Raw genomic sequence first — 21,444 nt, forward strand, 5'->3', positions numbered from 1 at the left:
ACACGCCGACACCGAAAGGCAGTTCCCCGATGGACACCATGCGCGAGCGCTTCGTCGCCGTCACCTCCCGTCTGCTGGACGAGGACCCCCGACTGGCCGTCGTGCTGGCCGACATCACCGCCGCCGCCTTCGAGCCGGCCCACCGGCGCCACCCCGACCGGGTGGTCAACGTCGGCATCCGCGAGCAGCTGCTGATCGGCGCGGCCGGCGGCCTGGCGCTCAGCGGGATGCGCCCGATCGCCCACACCTTCGCCAGCTTCCTGGTCGAACGGCCCTTCGAACAGGTCAAGTTGAGCCTGGTCCACCAGGGCGTCGGCGCCGTGCTGGTCAGCGCGGGCGGCTCCTACGACAACCCGGCGGCCGGCCGCACCCACATGTCCCCGGGCGACGTCGCCCTGCTGGACACCCTGCCGGACTGGACGGTGCACGTCCCCGGCCACCCGGACGAGGCCGAGCGACTGCTGGCGCACGCCGTCGCGGACGGCGACCGCAATGTGTACGTCCGGCTCTCCAACCACCAGAACGCCGCCCCCGTCGCGGTCGAGCCGGGCCGCTTCACCACGGTGCGCACCGGATCGCGCGGTGCGGTGCTCGCCGTCGGCCCGATGCTGGACGCGGTGCTGGCCGCCACCGAGGGCCTGGACGTCACCGTGCTGTACGCGGCCACGGTGCGCCCCTTCGACGCCGAGACCCTGCGCGCCGCGGTCGGCGAGCGGGCGGACGTGGTGCTGGTGGAGCCGTACCTGGCGGGCACCTCGGCGAACGAGGCGCACGCGGCGCTGGCCGACCGCCCGCACCGGGTGCTGGCCCTGGGCGTGCCGCGCGAGGAGCACCGGCACTACGGCTCGATGGCGGAGCACCTGACCGCCTACGGTCTGGACGCGCCCGTGCTGCGCGAGCGGATCGGCACCTTCCTCTGGTGACCTACACCCCCCTGGTGGCCTGCACGGCGACGACCGCCACCGAGTCCGCCGCCAGCCGCACCGCCGTCCCCTCCAGCGCGGCCACCCCGAAGGCCGCCGTCACCTCCCGCCCGACGGCGCCCAGCGGCAGCGCGGCCTCGACCGTGCCGAGGTTGACCGCCACCCGGTACGGCCCCCGGTGCACCACCAGCCAGCCGGCCGCTTCGTCGAAGTCGACCCGCACTGCGCCGAGGTCCGGGTCGGACAGCTCCGGCCGCTCGTGCCGCAGCCTCAGCAACCGCCGGTACCAGTCCAGGAGTTCGGCGTGCGGGGTGCGCCGGGTCTCGGTCCAGTCGAGTACGGAGCGCAGCACGGTCGCCGGCTCCTGCGGGTCCGGGACGGCCTCGGCGGCCCAGCCGTGCTCGGCGAACTCCCGGCGCCGGCCCTGCCGGACGGCCTCCGCCAGGCCGGGGTCGGTGTGGTCGGTGAAGTACTGCCAGGGGGTCGCGGCGGCCCACTCCTCGCCCATGAACAGCATCGGGGTGAACGGCGAGGTGAGCACGAGTGCGGCGCCGCAGGCGAGTCGGCCGGCGGGCAGGGTGGTGGAGATGCGGTCGCCGAGCGCCCGGTTGCCGACCTGGTCGTGGGTCTGCAGGTAGCCCAGCAGCCGGTGGCCCTCGCCCGGCGGGAACGGCCGCCCGTGGCGGCGCCCCCGGAAGGAGGACCAGGTGCCGTCGTGGAAGTACCCGCGCTGCAGCGTCTTGGCGATGGCGGCGAGCGGCGCGCGCGCGAAGTCCCCGTAGTAGCCCTGTGATTCGCCGGTGAGCGCGCAGTGCAGCGCGTGGTGGAAGTCGTCGCTCCACTGCGCGGTGAGGCCCTGGCCGCCGGCCTCGCGGGCGGCGGTGGTGCGCGGGGTGTTGAGGTCGGACTCGCCGACCAGGAACAGCGGCCGGTTCACGGCCACCGCCAACTTGTCGACCTCGTAGGAGAGTTCCTCCAGGAAGTGGACGGCCCGGTCGTCCGCGAGGGCGTGCACCGCGTCCAGCCGCAGCCCGTCGATCCGGTAGTCGCGCAGCCAGGCCAGCGCGCTGTCGATCAGGTAGCGGCGCACCTCGTCCGAGCCGGGGGCGTCCAGGTTGACGGCCGAGCCCCACGGGGTGTGGTGCCGATCGGTGAAGTACGGCCCGAAGGAGGGCAGGTGGTTACCGGACGGGCCGAGGTGGTTGTGCACCACGTCCAGCACCACCCCGAGGCCCTTGCGGTGCGCGGCGTCCACGAAGCGCTTGAGCCCCTCGGGCCCGCCGTAGGGCTCGTGGACGGCCCACGGCGAGACCCCGTCGTAGCCCCAGCCGTGCTTGCCGGGGAACGGGCAGACCGGCATCAGCTCGACGAAGTCCACGCCCAACTCGACCAGGTGGTCAAGGCGTTCGGCGGCGGCTTCGAAGGTGCCGCGGGCCGTGAAGGTGCCGATGTGCAGCTCGTACAGCACCGCGCCGGGCAGCGGGCGGCCGCGCCAGCCGGTCTGCGACCAGCGGAAGGCCGCGTGGTCCACCGCGCGGCTGGGGCCGTCGGGGCCGTGTGGCTGCCGGGGGGAGCGCGGGTCGGGCAGCGGCGGGCCGTCGTCCAGCCGGAAGGCGTAGTCGCCCTCGGGGGCCTCGCCGGACCACCAGCCGTCCCGGTCCGGGCAGCGGGCCAACTCGTGGTCGGCCCCGTCGACCCGGACGGTGACGCGGGAGGCCGCGTACGGCGCCCACACCTCGTAGCGCGGCATGCTCAGCCCCTCCTCGTCAGCAGTGCCACCGGGTAGGTCGCCAGCAGCTCCGCCACCGGCACCGCCCCGGCGGGGAAGCCGCGCAGCGTCAGCTCGTCCGTCCAGTCCCCGCCCGCGGGCAGTTCCAGGACGGTGTCCCGCCAGCCGCCCGCCCGCTCCAGCCCGTACGGCAGCCGGGTGACGGCGGTGACCACGTCCTCGCCGCGGGCGAAGGCCAGCAGGTGGTCGCTGGAGAGGTCGACGGCGGTCAGCGGGCGGTAGGCGCCGAGCGGGCGGGAGCGGCGCAGGTGCAGGGCGGTGGTGGTCAGGTGCAGCTTCTCCCGGGCGAGGTCGCCGGGGCGCGCGGTGGCCGAGTCGGTGAGCCGCACGGCGAGCGCGCCGAGGTCGACCACGCCCCGGTTGTCCGGGTCCACCAGGGTGTAGAGCGGCTCCTCGCTGCCCTGGTAGAGGTCGGGAACGCCCGGGACGGTCAGGTGCAGCAGTGCGGCGGCCAGGGTGTTGGCGCGGGCGTACGGGGCGAGCGCGTGCACCCGGCCCTCGATCCGGGGGAGCAGCCCGGGGTTGCGGTAGACGGCGCGGGCCCGCTCCTCCAGCGCCTGTTCGTAGTGCGGGTCGGGGGCGGTCCAGGAGGTGTGCAGCTTGGCCTCGCGGGCGGCCTTGAGCAGGGCGGCGACCAGCCGGTCCGGGTCGATCGGCCAGGCGGCGACCAGGGTGTGCCAGAGCAGCCAGTCGGCGTCGCGGTCGAAGCCGGGCCCGGCGGCGGTGGACCAGGCGGCGGCCTCGGCGGCCCAGGCCGCGGGCTGCTCGGCGAGTACGGCGAGCCGGGCCCGGGCGTCGGCGCTGCGCTTGGTGTCGTGGGTGGAGAGCGCGGTCATGCTGTGCGGCCAGGTGCGCTCCAGGTACCGGCACCAGTCGTGGAATTCGGCCGGATGCAGCCCGGGCCGGGCGGGCTCGCCGCCGACCTCGTTGAGGCCGGGCAGTGCGTTCCAGCGGTAGAAGGCGGTGTCCTCGACGCCCTTGGCGGCCACCGCGGCGGCGGTCTGCGCGAAGCGTGCGCAGAACTCGTCCTTGTCCGGGCCGCGTCCCAGCTCGCCGAGGGCCAGCGCGGCCACCAGGCGCTCGGTCGGGTCATCGGCGCCGGCCGTCCGCAGCGGGTCGTCGGAGGCGGGCTCGCCGGGCCGCGCGTACGGCCGGTACACCGGGTAGTCGGTGAGCAGCCGCCGCAGTGCCGCGCGCAGCTGCCAGGGCGCGTGGTCGGTGTGCGCGGGTTCGGCGGCGCCGACCCGCAGCGCGATCCGCACCAGCCGCTCGATCTCGGCGACCAGCTCGCCGCCCGGCCCGGTCATGTCGGCCCGTCCGCGCCGGGCGGCGGCGATCGCCGGGTGGGGGTCCTGGCACAGGTCGCGGATCGGACCGCCGTGCAGGAAGGACTCGTACGCCCCGGCCAGCAGGCAGGCGCCCGCGTGGTCGGTGAGCACGCCGTCGATCCGGCGCAGCGCGTCGTAGCCGGTGGTGCCGGCCACCGGCCAGTCCTCGGGCAGCCGCTCCTCGCCGGTGAGGATCTTCTCGACCACTACGTACGCCCCGCCGGTGGTCCCCGACGCCCCGCCGGTGGCCGCTGCCAGGCGGCGCAGGTAGCCGCGTGGATCGGCGAGCCCGTCCGGGTGGTCGATCCGGAAGCCGTCCAGGATCCCGTCGGCGTGCAGCCGCAGCAGCACCGCGTGGGTGGCGGCGAACACCTCGGGCTCCTCGACCCGGACGGCGATCAGCTCGTTGACGGTGAAGAAGCGCCGGTAGTTGAGCTCGGTGCGGGCCAGTCGCCACCAGGCGAGCCGGTACCACTGCCGGGCCAGCAGTTCGGGCAGCGGCAGCCCCGAGGTGCCCGGCCGCAGCGGCAGCTCGTGTTCGTGGTAGCGCAGCACCTCGCCGTCCACCGTCAGCCGGTCCAGCACGGCGCCGAGCCGGTCGCCCAGCAGCGGCAGCAGCACCCGCCCGCGCCCGGGGGCGTCGGCGGGGCCGGGCAGGGCCGTCCAGTCGATGTCGAACCAGCGGGCGTACGGCGAGTCGGGCCCGTCCCGCAGCACCTGCCAGAGCGGCCCGTTGAGCCGCTCGGGGACGGGCACGGCCATGTGGTTGGGCACCACGTCGGCGATCAGCCGCAGCCCGTGCCGGTGCGCCTCGGCGGCCAGGGCGCGCAGCGCCGGCTCGCCGCCGAGCTGCTCGCTGATCCGGGTGTGGTCGACGGTGTCGTAGCCGTGGGCGGAGCCGGGGGCGGCCTGCAACAGCGGGGACAGGTGCAGGTGGGAGACGCCGAGGGCGGCCAGGTAGGGCACGGCGGCGGTGGCGTCACGCAGGGTGAAGCCGGGCTGGAGCTGGAGGCGGTACGAGGACGTGGGGACGGTGGCGGCCGGGCGGGGCTGCGCGGGCTCGGCGGCGGAGGTCATGTGTCCATAGGTACCCGGCCCGGCCCGCCGCCAAGACCCGCTGCTGGCCCGAACAGGTGAGCGCGAGCCCCCGAGGGCCCGTCTTCGAAACTTCGCCTGCGCGGCGACGGCGGGGCAGGCCCCGGGGCAGTCCCCGGCGGATCCTGCCGGGCTCGCGAGTCCGCCGGGGCAGGCCCTAGGCCGGCCGCTGCAGCACCATCAGCGAGCGGTCGGTGAGCCAGAGGGCGTCCCCGGCCTTGACTCTCGCCCCCGTGCCCGGGGCGGGCAGCCGGGGCTGCGCGGTGTCGACCACGACCTGCCACTCCTGCCCGTGGTCGGCGGGCACGGTGAACTCCAGCGGTTCGAAGTGGGCGTTGAACATCAGCAGGAAGGAGTCGTCGACGATCCGCCCGCCGCGCCGGTCCGGTTCGGAGATGGCGTAGCCGTTCAGGAACACGGTCAGGGACTTGGCGTAGCTGGCGCCCCAGTTGCGCTTGGTCATCTCCTCCCCGCCCGGAGTGAACCAGGCGATGTCGGTGAGGTCGTCGTACCCGCCGGAGGCGGACACCGGCCGCCCGTGGAAGAACCGCCGCCGCCGGAACACCGGGTGGTCGCGCCGCAGCCAGATCATCCCCTGGGTGAACTCCAGCAGTCGCGACTGCGGCCCGTCGTCCTCGGGCCAGTGCACCCAGGCGAGCTCGTTGTCCTGGCAGTAGGTGTTGTTGTTGCCCAGCTGGGTGCGGCCGAGTTCGTCGCCGTGGGAGAGCATCGGCACGCCCTGGGAGAGCATCAGGGTGGCGATGAGGTTGCGCTGCTGGCGGGCGCGCAGGTCCTCGACGGCCGGGTCGGTGCTGGGGCCCTCGACGCCGCAGTTCCAGGAGCGGTTGAAGGATTCGCCGTCCCGGTTGTCCTCGCCGTTGGCCTGGTTGTGCTTCTCGTTGTACGAGACCAGGTCGCGCAGGGTGAAACCGTCGTGGCAGGTCACGAAGTTGATGGAGGCGATCGGGCGGCGCCCGTCGTCCTGGTAGAGGTCGGAGGAACCGGTGAGCCGGGAGCCGAACTCGGCGAGGGCCGCGTTCTCGCCGCGCCACAGGTCGCGCACGGTGTCCCGGTACATGCCGTTCCACTCCGTCCACAGCGGCGGGAAGTTGCCGACCTGGTACCCGCCCTCGCCGAGGTCCCAGGGCTCGGCGATCAGCTTGGCCTGGGAGACCACCGGGTCCTGCTGGACCAGGTCGAAGAAGGAGGAGAGCCGGTCGACCTCGTGGAACTGCCGGGCCAGGGTGGCGGCGAGGTCGAAGCGGAAGCCGTCCACGTGCATCTCGGTGACCCAGTAGCGCAGTGAGTCCATGATCAGCTGGAGCACGTGCGGGCTGCGCATCAGCAGGCTGTTGCCGGTGCCGGTGGTGTCCTCGTAGAAGCGCTGGTCCCGGGCGAGGCGGTAGTAGGAGACGTTGTCCAGGCCGCGCAGCGACAGCGTCGGCCCGAGGTGGTTGCCCTCGGCGGTGTGGTTGTAGACGACGTCCAGGATGACCTCGATCCCGGCCGCGTGCAGCGCCTTGACCATGGACTTGAACTCCTGCACCTGGTGGCCGCGGTCGCCGGTGGAGGAGTAGGAGGAGTGCGGGGCGAAGAAGCCGATCGTGTTGTAGCCCCAGTAGTTCGACAGGCCGAGGTCGCGCAGCCGGTGGTCGCGGACGAACTGGTGCACCGGCATCAGCTCGATCGCGGTGACGCCGAGCTTGGCCAGGTGCTCGATCACCGCCGGGTGGGCCAGCCCCGCGTAGGTGCCGCGGATCTCCTCGGGGATGCCCGGGTGCAGTCGGGTGAGGCCCTTGACGTGGGCCTCGTAGATGACGGTGCGGTGGTAGTCGGTGCGCGGCGGGTGGTCGGTGCCCCAGTCGAAGTACGGGTTGATCACCACCGAGTGCATGGTGTGCGGGGCGGAGTCGAGGTCGTTGCGGCGCTCGGGGGCGCCGAAGTGGTAGCCGTAGACCGACTCGTCCCAGTCGATGTGCCCGCTCATCGCTTTGGCGTACGGGTCCAGCAGGAGTTTGGCGCTGTTGTGCCGCTGGCCGAGGCCCGGGTTGTAGGGGCCGTGCACGCGGAAGCCGTAGCGCTGGCCGGGCTGGACGCCCGGGAGGTAGGCGTGGCGGACGAAGGCGTCCGTCTCACGCAGTTCGACGGCGGTCTCCGAGCCGTCCTCGTCGATCAGGCACAGCTCGATCCGGTCGGCGCTCTCCGAGAACACCGCGAAGTTGGTGCCGGCCCCGTCGTAGGTGGCGCCGAGGGGGTAGGGCGTACCGGGCCAGACCTGCATGAGTCATCAACTTCCTTGCTGCCGACCAAAACTGACATGTAATCCGAAGACCTGCCCGGACCCGGACGCTCTCTTCCCGGCCGGACGGCCGGGCATGTGCGACGCTCGCGCGCCGTGACGCAACGCACAGCCCGCATACTCCCCGAGCCCTCCCCCGGCGGCCGGGAGATAGCGCCGGGGTTCGCCCGAACGGGTGTCCGGCGGCCGATCTTGTGAAGAAAAGGGGCCGGCGGTACGGGAGGGGCCCTCGGGCAACCGGCTGCGGGCGGCTCGCGGCGGGCAGTACCCTTGATCGTCCGGCCGCCCCGGCGGACTATCGACAGTCCGTCAACGGTCCCCGCGCCCGCGGGGGTCAGCCGCAGCAACCAGATGAGGTGGCGCATGGTGTTCCCCGCCGGCGGCCGTGGCCCCGGGCCCGACGGCCCCGACCGGGGCGGTGCCCGCAGCGAGGCGCCCACGATGGTCATGCGCCCCACCCTGACCGGCCGCGCCCTGGTGCCCGCGCAGAGCGGCCCGGTCGAGGTTCCCGCGCTCGCCTGGTCGGCCGGCGAGTGGGAGGACGCCTACCAGCGGGTGCGGCTGTCCGGCCGCGCCTACGTCTGGCTCAACCTGGTCGAACAGCGGCTGCGCTCCCTGGTCGACGAGGTGCTGCACCCCATCTACGCCCCCGCCCACGGCGAGGACTGGGTCACCGCCGCCGCCGGACCGGCCGGCGAGGAGTGGGCCCACCGGGCCGACGCCGTACGCGAGGTCAGCCGCCGCAAGGGCTACCTGCTCGACCCGGCCGACGACGACCCGCTGGTCTTCCTCACCCTGCCCCAGCTGCGCGAGCTGATGGTCCAGCACTGGCCCTGCTTCGAGCCGTACCTCGCCGACCGGCGCGAGATCGAACTCGCCCTGGACGAGCTGGAGGTGGCCCGGCACGTGGTCTCCCGCAACCGGGTGCTCACCCAGACCGTGCTGGCCCAGACCGAGCGCGCCGCCGCCCGGCTGCTCGCCGTCCTGGACGGCGGCGCGGGCGGGGTGCCCGCCGACGTGGTGGAATCGCTGGTCGCCGGGCGGTACGCGGACGTGGTCGCGGTGCACGCCGACCGGGTCCGGCTGCAGCGCGACCTGCCGGTGGAGGACCTGCTCGACGGCGCCCGGCGGCTCGACGCGCTCGGCATCGGCCTCGGCATGCTCTGCCAGAACTACACCGGCAAGCGCCTGGTGCGCCTCGCCGGCGAGGGCTGCCGGGTCCGGCTGCTCTTCCTCAACCCGGCGAGCAGCGCGGTGCGCCGCCGCGAACGCGAACTCGGGCTCTCGCGCAGCGAGTTGTCCCGCTCGATCGAGATGAACATCATGCACGTGCGCCGGGTCCGGGCCCGGCTGCGCGACCAGGGCGGCTTCGAGATCCGGGTCTTCGACGAGACCCCGCGCTTCACCGCCTACCTGGTCGAGGGCCCCCGCCCGACCGGCCAGGTCGGCGGCCGCCGGCAGAGCCGGGACCTCGGTGTCATCCAGCCCTACCTGCGCCGCTCCCGGGGCATGGAGTCCCCAGCACTGATCCTGCGCGGCGGCGCCGGCCAGCAGCCGGGCGGCACCGAGCCGGGGCTGCTGGAGGTCTACCGCGAGGAGTTCGAGGGGGTCTGGGCGGACTCCCGGTCCGTATCCTGAGAAAACTGCTGGTCGGAGCCTCGCCGCCGGTGGAACACTGCGCGGCGTGAACAGCCTCCCCACCTGGACCCTGGAACCCGCCGCCCTCAAGGACCTCGAACCCATCAGCGCCCTCAAGGACCAGGTCATGCGCGCCGACCTGGAACGCCTCGGCCGCTGGGACCCGGACCGCTCCCGCCAGCGGGTGCGGGACGCCTTCTCCACCCGGTACACCTCCGTGCTGCTGGTCGAGGGGGCGTTCGCGGGCTCCGTCACGGTCCGCCCCGACGAGCGGGGCGGGCGCCACCTGGAGCTGTTCTACCTGGCCCCACACCTCCAGGGCCGGGGCCTCGGCACCGCCGTGCTGCGCCACCTCCTCGCCGAGGCCGACGCCGCCGGGGAGCCGGTGCGTCTCGTCGTCCTCCAAGGCAGCGCCGCCCAGCGGCTGTACGAGCGGCACAGCTTCACCGTCGTCCACGAGGACCCGATCGACGTCTTCATGCTCCGGGAGCCGGCACCGAAGGCACCGACCGGGACGCCGACGTCCTCGCCGGGGTCCGCCGCCTGACGGAGGCTCATCTGATGCCGTAACGATTCGCCCAAGTCAGCTGGTCCGCGCGACTTCGATCGTGGTAGGTGTAGCCCCCGTGAAGATCACGGGGGATGACGGGGCCGTACTGCGCCTCGAAGACGTACACCGCACCTACGGAGCCGGGCCGGAGGCCGTACGGGCGCTCAGGGGGGTGGACGTCGCCTTCGACCGCGGCACCTTCACCGCCGTCATGGGGCCCTCCGGATCCGGCAAGAGCACGTTGCTGCAGTGCGGCGCCGGCCTCGACCGGCCCGACAGCGGCCGGGTCACCCTGGACGGGACCGACCTCGCCGGGCTGAACGAGACCCAGCTGACGGTCCTGCGCCGGCAGCAACTCGGCTTCGTCTTCCAGGCGTTCAACCTGGTCGGCTCGCTCACCGCGGAACAGAACGTCGGCCTGCCGCTGCGCCTGGCCGGGCGCCGCCCCGACCGCGCCGAGGTGCACCGCGCGCTCGCCCAGGTCGGCCTCGGCGAGCGCGCCGGCCACCTGCCCTCCCAGCTCTCCGGCGGCCAGCAGCAGCGCGTCGCCATCGCCCGCGCCCTGATCACCCGGCCCCGGATGCTGTTCGCCGACGAGCCGACCGGCGCCCTGGACAGCTCCAGCAGTCGCGACGTGCTCGCCCTGCTGCGCGACCTGGTGGACCGTGAGGGCCAGAGCACCGTCATGGTCACCCACGACCCGGTCGCCGCCTCCTACGCCGACCGCGTGCTCTTCCTCGCCGACGGCCGGATCGTCGACGACATCCCCCACCCCACCGCCCAGCAGGTCGCCGAGCGGATGACCGCCCTGGAGACGGTCGCATGACCTCGCTCGGCACCCTCCTGCCCGTCGCCGCCGCCAGCCTGCGCCGCCGCAAAGCCGCCTTCGCCGGCTCGTACGTCGCCCTCACCCTCGGCGTCACCCTGGTCGCCACCACCGGCAGCCTGCTGGGCGAGACCGCCGGGGACGACTCCCCGCTCGGCGCGCCCTCGCTGCACAAGGTGCTCCAGTTCACCTCCGCGATGGCAGCCTTCGTCGCGGTCTTCGTCGTCGCCGGCACCTTCGCCTTCGCCGTCGCCCAGCGCCGCCAGGAGATCGCGATGCTGCGCGCCGTCGGCGCCACGCCCCGGCAGATCGTCTGGCTGATCACCGGCGAGGCCGCCGTCGTCGCCCTCGTCTCGGCCGTCACCGGCTGCCTGCTGTCGCTGCCCGGCGCACCCGCGCTGGCCGCCTGGCTGGTGGACCGCGGCGCCGCCCCCGAAGGGTTCACCGCGCGGCCCGCCGTCGGCCCGATGCTGCTGGCCGCCGCCGTCGGCCTGCTGGTCGCCCTGCTCGGCGCCGTCACGGCCGCGCTGCGGGCCGGACGGGTGCGCGCCGTGGAAGCGCTCGGCGACGCAGCCGTCGACCGCAAGGTCATGACCAAGCCGCGCTGGACCTTCGCACTGCTCGGGCTGCTCGCCCTCGCCGGCAACGTCGGCTACTACCTGTCGGCGTCCACCATGCCGCCCGCCCCCGGCGACCAGCCGGACGACCCGCAGCTCGCCTCCCAGTGGGTGCTCGGCGCCGACCTGGCCACCATCACCACCCTCGCCCTGTTCGCGCCGGTCGTCGTCCCGCCGCTGGTCCGGCTGCTCAGCGCGCCGCTCGCCCGCGCCACCGCCGCCGCCCCACTGCTGGCCCGGCAGAACGCGCTCACCGCCGTGCGCCGCACCGTCTCCACCGCGACCCCGGCCTTCCTCGCCATGGCACTCACCGGCACCGCGGTCGGCTCCGCCGCCGCCTTCGCCGACGCCATGACCGCCCAGGGCAAGGCCACCGCGGCCGCCCGGTACGTGCTGCGCCCCGGTGCCGCGCCGCTGCCCGCCGACGCCGTCCACCGGCTCACCGCCGGCACGCCCGGACTGCACGCCACCGCCACCACCTCCACCGTCGTCACGGGCCTGGGCGCCGACCGGCCCGCCTTCGACGACCACGGTGAGGACTCGGCCGCCAGCGTGCCGTCCGCCGCCACCGTCGTCGACGGCGACCTCGCCGCCGCCTGGACCCTGCCCGCCGTCGAGGGCAGCGCCGCCGAGCTGCGCGGCGCCACCCTCGCCGCCTCCACCGACCAGGTCCGCGGCCACGGCTGGAAGTTCGGCGACCAGGTCAACCTGCGGCTGGCCGACGGCACCGTCACCAGCCTGCGGCTCGCCCTGGTCTACCGCACCCAGCTCGGCCTGGACGAGGTCCTGCTCAGCGGCGAGGCCGTCTCCGCCCACCTGCCCGGCGCCCGCCCCGGGGCCGTCCACCTGAGCGCCGAACCCGCCGACCGGCTCGGAGGCGTGCTCACCGACGCCCACGCCCCCGGGCCCGACCCGAACGCCCACTACGCCTGGATCGCGACCACCACCATCCTCGGCCCGGCCCTGCTCTACGCGCTGATCGCCATCGTCAACACCATGGTGATGAGCGCCGCCGACCGCCGGCGCGACTTCACGGTGCTGCGGCTGGCCGGGACGGTGCGCCGTCAGGTGCTGCAGATGGTCGCGCTGGAGGCCGTCCTGGTCGTCGCCACGGCCGCCGCGCTCGCCCTCGCCGTCACCGCGCTCACCCAGTACGGCACCACGGCGCTGCTCAACCACCGCATCCTGGCCGGGCAGACGAGCGTCGGGCTCAACCTGCCCTGGCTGCCGCTCGGCGCGGGCGCGGCCGTCTGCCTGGTGCTCGCCGTCACGGCCAGCCTGCTGCCCAGCCGGCTCGCCCTGGCCGGGCCGGCGGCGGCGCGCTAGGGCCGGTCATCGCCCGGGAGGACCGTTCGGCCCCGGCGTGCTCCCGAGCGCGCCGGGGCCGCCCCCGTCCGGGCGGGCCCGGCTGCCACGGGTGGTTCGAAACCGTCGACGGACACTCCCGACCTGCCCTCGGAAGAGGGGAGTCGTACCGGCCCGGGCGGCGTCGGCCACCGGCCTCCGTCCCCCCTCCCGGCCGCGGCTGAGCAGCCGGGCCGGCTCCCCGGTGGGCCGGGTTGTCGGTGGGGCGGGTGATGATAGGGGCTGTTTCGAGCGGTTGGACGAAAGGACACACCTGATGAGCTGGTGGCAGCAGCCACTGGTCGGCTTCGACCTGGAGACCACGGGCACCGACCCGGCCGTGGACCGCATCGTCACGGCCGCGCTCGTGGACACGGTCGGCGCCGTGCGAGTGGAGGCCGTCAACTGGCTGCTCGATCCCGGGATGCCGATTCCCGCCGAGGCGGAGGCGATCCACGGGATCGGGGACGAGCTGGCCCGCGGCAAGGGGCGGCCGGCCAAGGAGGCGGTGGAGGAGATAGCCGCGGCGCTCTGCGAGCGGATCGCGGCCGGGCGGCCGGTGGTGGCGTTCAACGCGCCGTTCGACCTGTCGCTGCTGGACGCGGAACTGCGCCGGTACGGGCTGGCGACGCTGGCGGAGCGCCTGGGTGGGCCGGTCGGGCCGGTGCTGGACGCGCTGGTGATCGACCGGGCCGTGGACAAGTACCGCAAGGGCTCGCGCACCCTGCAACGGGTGTGCGAGGTGTACGGGGTGGAGCTGACGGACGCTCACGAGGCGGGCAGCGACGCGCTGGCCGCCGTACGGGTGGCCGTCGCGCTGGCCGGGCGCTACCCGGCCGAGGTGGGGGAGGTCGCGCCGGCCGAGCTGCACCGGCGGCAGATCGGCTGGTACCGCGAGTGGGCCGAGGGCCTGCAGACCTGGCTGCGCCGCGGCAAGGACCCGCTGGCCGTGGTCGACTCGCGCTGGCCGTCCAGATCGACGGATCTGCCGGACGCGGCCGGGTGACCGTACGCCTCGCCCGCCCCGACGACCTGCGGGGCTTCCTCGCCCTGGCCGCCGAGGTCGAGCACTGGTTCGGCCCGATGGTGGCCGAGCCCGGCTTCCACCGGGCGGTGGGCAGGAGCCTCGACCGGGGCCTGGCCACGGTCGTCGAGGACGGCCGAGGCGTGCTCGGCGGCCTGCTGTTCGGCAACCGGCCCCCGCTGCACCATCTGCACTGGCTGGTGGTCGCCGAGCACGCCCGGGGCACCGGCGTCGGCCGCGCCCTCGTCGAGGACGCGCTACGCCGGCACGTCCGCGCCCCGGCCACCGTCGAGGTGGTGACCTTCGGGGCGGACCACCCCGGCGCGGTGACCAGCGGCGCCCGGGTGTTCTACGAGCGGCTGGGCTTCACCCCGGCCGAACCTGCCGCCCCCGGGCCCGAGGGCGGCTCCCGTCAGGTCTACCGGCTGCACGTAGCCTGACCGCTACTGCGGATCCAGCCCCGCCGGATGCGTCGTGTCCGCCGGGCGGACGAACACGTGCGGCTCCCCGTGCGGCCCGACGGACGGGTCCGTCCACCTGACGCGGGCGGGGTGATCCCAACTGCCCTACGCGGCGGGGAAGTCGAAGGTGTACCCCTGCGCGACCAGCCACGGCAGCAGCTGCTTGAGCGCGGCCACGGTCTGGCTGCGGTCGCCGCCGCCGTCGTGCATCAGGATCACGCCGCCGGGCTTGAGCTGGCTCTGCACGGTGGAGACGATCGCGGGCACGCCCGGGCGGGACCAGTCGCGCGGGTCGACTGACCAGGCGAGCGAGGACATCCCCAGGCCCGCGGTGATGTGCTCGTTGTCCGCGTTGAAGCCGCCGCCGGGGGCGCGGAACCAGGTGACCTGGGTGCCCGGCCCGCCGGCCTGGACGATCATGTCCCGGGCGGCGGTGATCTCGTACACCGCCTTGTCGTGCGGGAGCTTCGCGAACGGCTGCGGGTGGTGGACGCTGTGGTCGCAGAGCCGGTGCCCCTCGGCGAGCACCCGCTTGACCATGGCCGGGTTGGCGGCGGCGTTCTGGCCGACCTCGCAGAAGGTGGCCTTGGCGTGGTACTGGGCGAGCAGGTCGAGGATCTGGGGGGTGGCCGGGCCGGGGCCGTCGTCGAAGGTGAGCGCGACGGTACGGCCGCCGGAGGCGGTGGAGCCGATCACCGTGCCGGCCCCGGCGTGCGCGAGCGGCGCGGCGGGGGCGGCCGTGGCCGTGGCAGGGGCGGCCGGGGCAGGGGTGGTCGCGTCGGGCGTGGGGCTCCCGGTGGGCGACTTCGGGGTCTTCGGCTTCGCGGTGACCGGCGGGACCGCCGAGCCGGTGTCGCCGGCGGCGTCCGAGTCCGAGGTGGGCGCGATGGTGGTCGCCGCCGTGCCGGTCGGCTGCTGCGGCGAGGCGACGCCCGCGGACTGGCCGCCGGCCGGCGACGGCGCGTTGGCGCTCGGCGACTGCAGGGCCCCGCTGGCGGTGCCGCACGCGGACAGGCCAAGGAGGGCGGCTACTGCGACGCAGCCCGCGATCAGCTGGCGGCGGCCACGGGTCGGGCGGGTCGGGCGGGAGGGGCGACGGGTGGCGGTCGCGGGCACGCGGCGGCTCCTGAGGTACGAGATGGGGGGCCGATCCCTCGGTCAGAATGACTGTCCGATAGGACGCCGATCGTACGTGCCCAGGTTGCGCGCCGGACCGATCCGGCTTAAGAGCCTTCTCACACTCGCCCGGCTTGGCGCCCGCCCCTCAGTCGAGGTATCGCCGCACCGTCAGAACGGGTACCACCGCACCTCGGCGGCCCCCTCGCGCAGCGAGTCCACCCGGCGCCGGAACTCCGCCAGCGCGGCCGGGTTACTGGCCGCCTGCTGCGCCACCCAGGAGGCGCTGGCGGTCTCCCGGGCCCCGCGCAGCACCGCGAATCCGGGCCAGTCGCGCACGTCCCAGCCGTACGCCTCGGTGAACGCCCGGTACTCCTCGCCCGGCACGCCGTACCGGTCGTGGCTGAGCGCGAGGACCACCAGATCGTGCTCGCGCAGGTCGTGCGAGACGTTCTCCAGGTCGAGCAGCACCGGCCCGTCCGGGCCGACGTGGACGTTGCGCGGCAGCGCGTCGCCGTGGATCATCCCGGGGTGCAGCCGCGGGGCGAGGTCGGGCAGGGCGGCCTCGAAGGCGTCCCGGCGGTGCCGCAGGAAGGCGACGTCCTCGGGGTCGACGTGGCCCTCGGCGGAGGCCAGCCAGCGCTCGACCGGCTCCAGCAGGTCGCGCCGCCCGAGCGGGAAGGGCGGCAGCGGCAGCCGGTGCAGGGCGCGCAGCAGCGGGGCGAGGTCCGCCGGGCGGGCCGGGCGGACGGCGGGGGCGAGCCGGTGCCAGAAGGTGACCGGGTGCCCGTGGGCGAGCTGCGGCTCGGGTGCCACCTCCCGGTACGGGCGGACCACCGGGACACCCCGGCCGGCCAGCCAGTGCGCGACGGTCAGCTCGCGGTGCGCCCGGTCGTACAGCTCGGGGCCGCGGCCGACCTTGGCGACCACGGCCGGGTCGCCGAGGTCGAAGACGGCGTTCTCGCCGAGCGCGAGCAGCCGGGCACCGCCGGGGCCGGGCAGTCCGGCGGACTCGCAGGCGTGGGCGAGCAACAGCCGGGCACGGCCCTCGTCGAAGGGGATCATGGCTGGGCTCCGTTCCGCCGGCGTTCATCCGGAGGGCCCCGGACGGTGATCATCATGACGCACGGAGGCCGGGCCCCGCGCGCTGCGGGACCCGGCGTCGGTGGATGCGCCGAGGCGTCAGACCTCGACCCGGCGGTGCCTGGGGCCGTCGGCCGGCGCGGCCGGCCGCTCCTGCGGGGCGTGCCCGGCGCCGACCGGCGGGAAGGACTCGCCGTGCGAGAGGTCCGGCAGCCAGTCCAGCCAGCGCGGCAGGTACCAGTTGTGCTCGCCGAGCAGACTCATCACCGAGGGCAGCAGCACCGCGCGGATCACCGTGGCGTCGATCAGCACCGCGACCGCCAGGCCCACGCCCATCTGCTTCATCGCCTGCATGGACAGGGTGCCGAAGACCGCGAACACCGCGACCATGATCACCGCGGCGCTGGTGACCACCCCGGCCGTGGAGCGGATGCCGTGGGCGATCGCGGCCCGGGTCGGCAGGCCGCGGTCCCGACCCTCCTTGATCCGGGAGACCACGAAGACGTGGTAGTCCATCGAGAGCCCGAAGAGGATCACGAAGAGGAACAGCGGCACCCAGGACTCCACCGCGCCGACCCCGGCGGTGCCCAGCAGCGAGGCGCCCACGCCGTGCTGGAAGACCAGGGTCAGCACCCCGTACGCGGCGCCCACCGAGAGCAGGTTGAGCACGACGGCGGTGACGGCGATCGCGAGTGAGCGGAAGGAGGTGAGCATCAGCAGGAAGGCGAAGGCGACGACGAAGCCGAAGACCAGCGGCATCGAGCCGGTCATCTTGGCGTTGAAGTCGTACGACCCGGCGGTGCGGCCGGTGACCGGGGCCTCGGTGCCGGGCACCTTGAGGACGGTCGCGGGCACCAGGTCCTCGCGCAGGGTCTTCAGCGCGTCGTCGCTGGTGGCGTCGTTGCCGGTGCCGTTGAGCGGGATGTCGACGGTGGCGACGTTCCTGTCGGCGTGCACCGTGACCTCGATCGGCCCGTGCATCCGCCCGCTGGCCAGGGCCCTGGCCTTGAGGTCGGCGATCGCGGCGGTCATCGCGGGGGAGGAGATGTCGGCGGCCTTGACCACCACGGTGGCGGGGGCGGGGCTGCCGGGGAAGGCGGCCTCGATCTTCTGCGAGGCGGCGACCAACTCGTTGCCCTCGGGCAGCTGCTGCTGGAAGGTCAGGTTGGCGGTGTGCATGGTGAGCAGCGGTGCGGCCAGGCCCAGCAGCACGGCCCCGGCGAGCACGGTGGAGGCCAGCGGGCGGCCCAGCACCGGGGTGAGCACGGCGTTCCAGAACCGCCCGCCGGTGCGGGCGGCGTCGGGGCGGCGCAGCTTGGCGAGGAAGGGCAGCCGGCCCTTCTCGACCCGGTCGCCGAGCATGGAGAGCAGTGCGGGCAGCACGGTGAGTGAGCCCAGCACGGCGGTGATCACGACCACGATGGTGGCGTAGGCCATCGCCCGGAAGTCGGCGATCCCGGTGAGGAACATGCCGGCCATGGCGACCACCACGGTGACGCCGGAGACCAGCACGGCCCGGCCGCTGGTGGCGGCGGCCACCGTCAGCGCGGTGGCCGCGTCGCGTCCGGCGGCCCGCTCCTCGCGCTCGCGGCGCAGGTAGAAGAGGCAGTAGTCGACGCCGACGGCGAGGCCGACCAGCAGCATCACCGAGCTGGCGTCGTCGCTGGTGTGCAGCAGGCCGCTGCTGAGCGCGACCAGCCCGCCGGCCGCGACGAAGGCGGTCAGCGCGAGCACCACCGGCAGTACGGCGGCGACCAGCGCGCCGAAGGCGATCAGCAGGATGCCGAGTGCCAGCGGCACGGCCGTCCACTCGGCGCGGGCGAAGTCGTTCTTGAACTGGTCCTGGATCCACTTGCCGGAGCTGGCGTCGCCCAGCTCGACCACGGTGAGGTCCGGGTGCCGCCGCTGCACCCCGGCGACCGCGTCCATGACGGACCGGACGCTGTCGACGGCCTCCGCCCGGTCGCCCTTGAGGGTGAGCAGGACCAGTACGGAGTGGCCGTCCTGGGAGACCGCCTTGGTGTCGTACGGGGAGCGGACCTCGGCGGCCTTGCCGGTGCCGTCGACGGCGGCGACCACCTGGGAGACGACGGCCTTGAAGGCCGGGTCGTCGGCGCTGCGGGTGGCGCTCTGGACCAGGACGGTCTCGCTCGCGGGGCTCTTCAGCCCGGCCTCGTCGAGGATCCTCGCGGCGCGGGAGACCTGGCCGGGCATCGACTCGGACTCGGTCACCTCGGTGCTGCCGTGCATGCCGCCGAGCACGGCGGCCAGGACGACGAACAACAGCCAGCCGAAGACGGCGGTCTTTCTGTGCCGGGCGCTCCAGGCGCCCATCGCGGCAGCCGTGCCGAGTCTGGTCTTCACGAGAGGTCCCCCTGGGAGAATGGCGGTGGGTCGCCGAGGTGAGCGGCGGTGGCCCGATCGCCTCGACCGCCGGAAAGTGCCCGCCGGGTACCGCTCCGGCGTCACAACCGACAGTAGGGAAGCGGGGGTTGAGCGGTAATCCGGCTGGCGGGTGGGCGCGCCCTGGTGCTTGCCTCGGGGGCGGGGTGGGGTTTTCCCTACCCCGCGACCCTGACGCCTCCTCCTCGGAGGTAGGGGGCGGACTCCACCCTGAGGGGGAGGTGTCTCCACCCGGAGCACGAGGTCAACCGGGGTTCGCCCGGGAGAAACTGGGTCGGGGCCGGTTCGGGGCGGCCCCGAACGGGGGTTGGACTACGGGGGCTCCTTGCCGCGCGGCAAGCATCTGCTCGTAGGATGACGCCCAGTCCTACTTACCTGCCGACCGGCAAGGGAGCTGCCTCGCGCGCTTCCCGTGCCGGTCCTTACCGTTGCCCAGCATCCCGTCCCCCAGGGCTGCGGTGAACCATGCCCAGGAGGCATCACGAGCATGTTCCACCGACTAGGACACATAGTCGTCCGCCGCGCCTGGTGGGTGATCGGTGCGTGGCTGATCGCGGCGATCGCGATCATCGCGGCCGCTCCGGCACTGAAGGCCAGCACCGACGAGTCGGACTTCCTGCCCAAGCACTACGAGTCCATCCAGGCGATGGAGCTCCAGCAGAAGGCCTTCCCGTCCGACAAGGCGCCGTCCGCGCTGCTGCTCTTCGAGCGCACCGACGGCGGTCAGCTGGACGGGAACGACCAGGCGGCCATGGACAAGATCACCCAGGGCCTGGCCGACAAGAAGATCCCGCTGGTCGAGCAGGTCCTCCCGGTCTCGGAGAAGACGGGCTCGTACTCCAAGGACCACAAGTACGCGATGGCGCTCGTCGCCATCGACAAGACCAAGATGCAGTCGGACGAGTTCACCGACGCCGCCAAGAAGCTGCGTGACGACGGCAAGGAACTCGCCGCCGGCACCAGCCTGAAGTACCAGGTCGGCGGCCCGGCCGCGACCTCGCTGGACCAGAAGGACTCCAGCAAGACGGCGGGCGTGCTGATCGGCCTCGGCACCGTCGTGATCATCCTGCTCACGCTCGGGATCATCTTCCGCAGCCCGCTCGTCGCGCTGCTGCCGGTGCTCTCGGTGGTCGTCTACTCGATGGTCGCCACCGGCCTGATCGGCTTCGCGAGCGACTGGTTCGGCCTCAAGGCCGACAGCTCGATGTCGCAGATCCTCACCGTCGTGCTCTACGGCGTCGGCACCGACTACTTCCTGTTCCTGATGTTCCGCTACCGCGAGCGGCTGCGGGCCGGGGACAACCGCAAGGAGGCCGTGGCCAACGCGGTCGGCCGGGTCGGCGAGGCCATCACCTCCGCCGCCGGTGCCGTCGTGGTCGCCTTCGCGGTGCTCGTCCTGTCCAGCCTCGGCATGTTCAAGGCACTCGGTCCGGCACTGGCCATCGCCGTCGCCGTCACCGCGATCGCCTCGGTCACCCTGGTGCCCGCGATCATCTGCCTGATCCCCGAGAAGGTCCTGTTCTGGCCCTCCAAGGCCTGGCAGCGCGAGCCCTCGAACGCCCGCTTCGCCGCCATCGGCCGCGGCGTGGGCCGCCGCCCGGCCGTCGCCGCCCTGGTCTCCGGCCTGGTGATGGTCGGCCTCGCGCTCGCCGCCCTCGGCTACAAGGGCACCTTCGACATGGCCGGCAGCTCCATGCCGAAGGACAAGGAGTCGATGGTCGTCCAGGACGCCATGGTCAAGGCGTACTCGGCCGGCGCCGCCGATCCCGCACACGTCCTGGTGACCAGCGAGAGCGGCAACAAGATCGACGTCGCCGCCCTCCAGAACTACGTGAACGACCTCGGCAAGGTCGACGGCGTGGCCGCCGCCGCGATGCCGAACCCGGAGCGCGGCATCAGCAAGGACGGGCTCACCGTCGACGTGACCGTCGTGCTGAAGGACGAGGCCAACACCAACCGGGCCATCGACGCCATCGCGAAGGTCCGCGAGGTCGCCCACAACGAGGCACCCGCCGGCACCAAGGCCTACGTCTCCGGTACCACCTCCGTGCTGAAGGACATCAACACGGCGATGGCCCACGACTACAGCCTGGTCTTCCCGATCGCCGCGGTGCTGATCATGATCATCCTCGGCCTGCTGCTGCGCAGCGTGGTCGCCCCGTGGTACCTGATGGCCTCGGTCGGCCTCGGCTTCGGCGCCACCCTTGGTGCCACCACCCTGGTGTTCCAGAACATCAAGGGCGAGGCCGGTCTGATGTTCATGCTGCCGATCCTGATCTACCTGTTCGTGGTCGCGCTCGGCACCGACTACAACATCCTGATGATCGCCCGACTGCGGGAGGAGGCCCGCGAGGGCCGCGACCCGCGCGAGGCGGCCAGCCAGGCCATCCGCCACAGCGGCCCGACGGTGGCCGCGGCCGGCTTCATCCTGGCCGCGACCTTCGGCACCATGCTGCTGGCCGGCAACACGATGATGAGCGAGATGGGCTTCTCGATCGCCATCGGCATCATCATCGCGGCCTTCGTGATGGCGATGTTCTTCACCCCGGCGCTCACCGCCCTGCTCGGCCACCGCGCCTGGTGGCCCGGCCACGGCGACAGCAAGGGCCACGGCCACGGCGAGGGCCCGGCCCCGCTGGCCGACGCCCACGGTGTGCCGGAGCCGGCCGGCCGGCGCTGAACCCGGCGCCCGGCCACGGCCCGGACACGGGCTGAACGACAGGCGGCGCCCCGCTCCGGCGGGGCGCCGCTCCCCGCTTTCCGGGGGCGGCAAACGTGATCTGTCGGGCAGAAAAGCCCCCGGTCAATCGGGGTGTCGCCGTGCTACAGTCGAAGCAGTTGCAGTTTTGGTTCCCATGAACGCTTGTGTGCGCCTGCTGGTCCCAACCAACAGGCGCATTTGTTTTGTCCGGTGTTTCAGTCTCCGGATGGGGATCGCGGCTACTCCG

The 21,444-nt window shown here is 73.7% G+C and carries 14 protein-coding genes; 8 read left to right on the top strand and 6 right to left on the bottom strand.

The window, feature by feature from the left end; translation table 11 throughout:
• Nucleotides 1-29 precede the first annotated feature (29 nt).
• The gene (locus tag ABZW30_RS17550) at nt 30-923 is read left to right on the top strand and encodes a transketolase C-terminal domain-containing protein (RefSeq protein ID WP_355671986.1); all 894 of its coding nucleotides are present in this window, start codon (nt 30-32) and stop codon (nt 921-923) included.
• Nucleotide 924: 1 nt separating this feature from the next.
• Here the strand turns inward: ABZW30_RS17550 and treZ are convergent, their stop codons facing one another.
• The 3 genes from treZ to glgX form a co-directional block, all read right to left on the bottom strand.
• A complete protein-coding gene (gene treZ, locus ABZW30_RS17555) occupies nt 925-2,673 on the bottom strand; it encodes a malto-oligosyltrehalose trehalohydrolase (protein ID WP_355671987.1) in 1,749 nt (582 codons plus the stop codon).
• 2 nt (nt 2,674-2,675) lie between these two features.
• Complete coding sequence (gene treY, locus ABZW30_RS17560) at nt 2,676-5,117, bottom strand: malto-oligosyltrehalose synthase (protein WP_355671988.1); 2,442 nt, start codon at nt 5,115-5,117, stop codon at nt 2,676-2,678.
• Nucleotides 5,118-5,292: 175 nt separating this feature from the next.
• A complete protein-coding gene (glgX, locus tag ABZW30_RS17565; protein ID WP_355671989.1) occupies nt 5,293-7,416 on the bottom strand; it encodes a glycogen debranching protein GlgX in 2,124 nt (707 codons plus the stop codon).
• A gap of 465 nt (nt 7,417-7,881) precedes the next feature.
• Between glgX and ABZW30_RS17570 the strand changes: the two genes are divergently transcribed.
• The 6 genes from ABZW30_RS17570 to ABZW30_RS17595 all read left to right on the top strand — a co-directional run bounded on the left by ABZW30_RS17570 (nt 7,882) and on the right by ABZW30_RS17595 (nt 13,873).
• Entirely contained in the window at nt 7,882-9,072 is a 1,191-nt protein-coding gene (locus tag ABZW30_RS17570; RefSeq protein ID WP_355672084.1) for an SAV2148 family HEPN domain-containing protein, read from the top strand.
• 46 nt (nt 9,073-9,118) lie between these two features.
• Complete coding sequence (locus ABZW30_RS17575) at nt 9,119-9,619, top strand: GNAT family N-acetyltransferase (RefSeq protein ID WP_355671990.1); 501 nt, start codon at nt 9,119-9,121, stop codon at nt 9,617-9,619.
• Nucleotides 9,620-9,698: 79 nt separating this feature from the next.
• A complete protein-coding gene (locus ABZW30_RS17580) occupies nt 9,699-10,448 on the top strand; it encodes an ABC transporter ATP-binding protein (protein WP_355671991.1) in 750 nt (249 codons plus the stop codon).
• Nucleotides 10,445-12,391, top strand: coding sequence for an ABC transporter permease (locus ABZW30_RS17585; RefSeq protein ID WP_355671992.1), 1,947 nt, complete (start codon nt 10,445-10,447; stop codon nt 12,389-12,391). Before ABZW30_RS17580 ends, ABZW30_RS17585 begins: the two co-directional genes overlap by 4 nt.
• A 295-nt stretch (nt 12,392-12,686) precedes the next feature.
• The gene (locus ABZW30_RS17590) at nt 12,687-13,415 is read left to right on the top strand and encodes an exonuclease domain-containing protein (RefSeq protein WP_355671993.1); all 729 of its coding nucleotides are present in this window, start codon (nt 12,687-12,689) and stop codon (nt 13,413-13,415) included.
• Nucleotides 13,412-13,873, top strand: a complete 462-nt coding sequence (locus ABZW30_RS17595; RefSeq protein ID WP_355671994.1) for a GNAT family N-acetyltransferase — start codon at nt 13,412-13,414, stop codon at nt 13,871-13,873. Before ABZW30_RS17590 ends, ABZW30_RS17595 begins: the two co-directional genes overlap by 4 nt.
• Before the next feature lie 126 nt (nt 13,874-13,999).
• Here ABZW30_RS17595 and ABZW30_RS17600 read toward each other — a convergent pair whose 3' ends face one another.
• The 3 genes from ABZW30_RS17600 to ABZW30_RS17610 all read right to left on the bottom strand — a co-directional run bounded on the left by ABZW30_RS17600 (nt 14,000) and on the right by ABZW30_RS17610 (nt 18,427).
• Nucleotides 14,000-15,010, bottom strand: coding sequence for a polysaccharide deacetylase family protein (locus ABZW30_RS17600; RefSeq protein ID WP_355671995.1), 1,011 nt, complete (start codon nt 15,008-15,010; stop codon nt 14,000-14,002).
• Between the two features lie 171 nt (nt 15,011-15,181).
• On the bottom strand, nt 15,182-16,075 hold the full coding sequence (locus ABZW30_RS17605) for an aminoglycoside phosphotransferase family protein (protein ID WP_355671996.1): 894 nt from the start codon (nt 16,073-16,075) through the stop codon (nt 15,182-15,184).
• Nucleotides 16,076-16,192: 117 nt separating this feature from the next.
• Entirely contained in the window at nt 16,193-18,427 is a 2,235-nt protein-coding gene (locus ABZW30_RS17610) for an MMPL family transporter (protein WP_355672085.1), read from the bottom strand.
• Between the two features lie 556 nt (nt 18,428-18,983).
• Here ABZW30_RS17610 and ABZW30_RS17615 point away from each other — a divergent pair.
• Nucleotides 18,984-21,176: an MMPL family transporter gene (locus tag ABZW30_RS17615; RefSeq protein WP_355671997.1), complete on the top strand. Its 2,193-nt coding sequence runs from the start codon at nt 18,984-18,986 to the stop codon at nt 21,174-21,176.
• Nucleotides 21,177-21,444 lie beyond the last annotated feature (268 nt).

This window comes from Kitasatospora sp. NPDC004669, assembly GCF_040609455.1.
Classification (GTDB): domain Bacteria; phylum Actinomycetota; class Actinomycetes; order Streptomycetales; family Streptomycetaceae; genus Kitasatospora.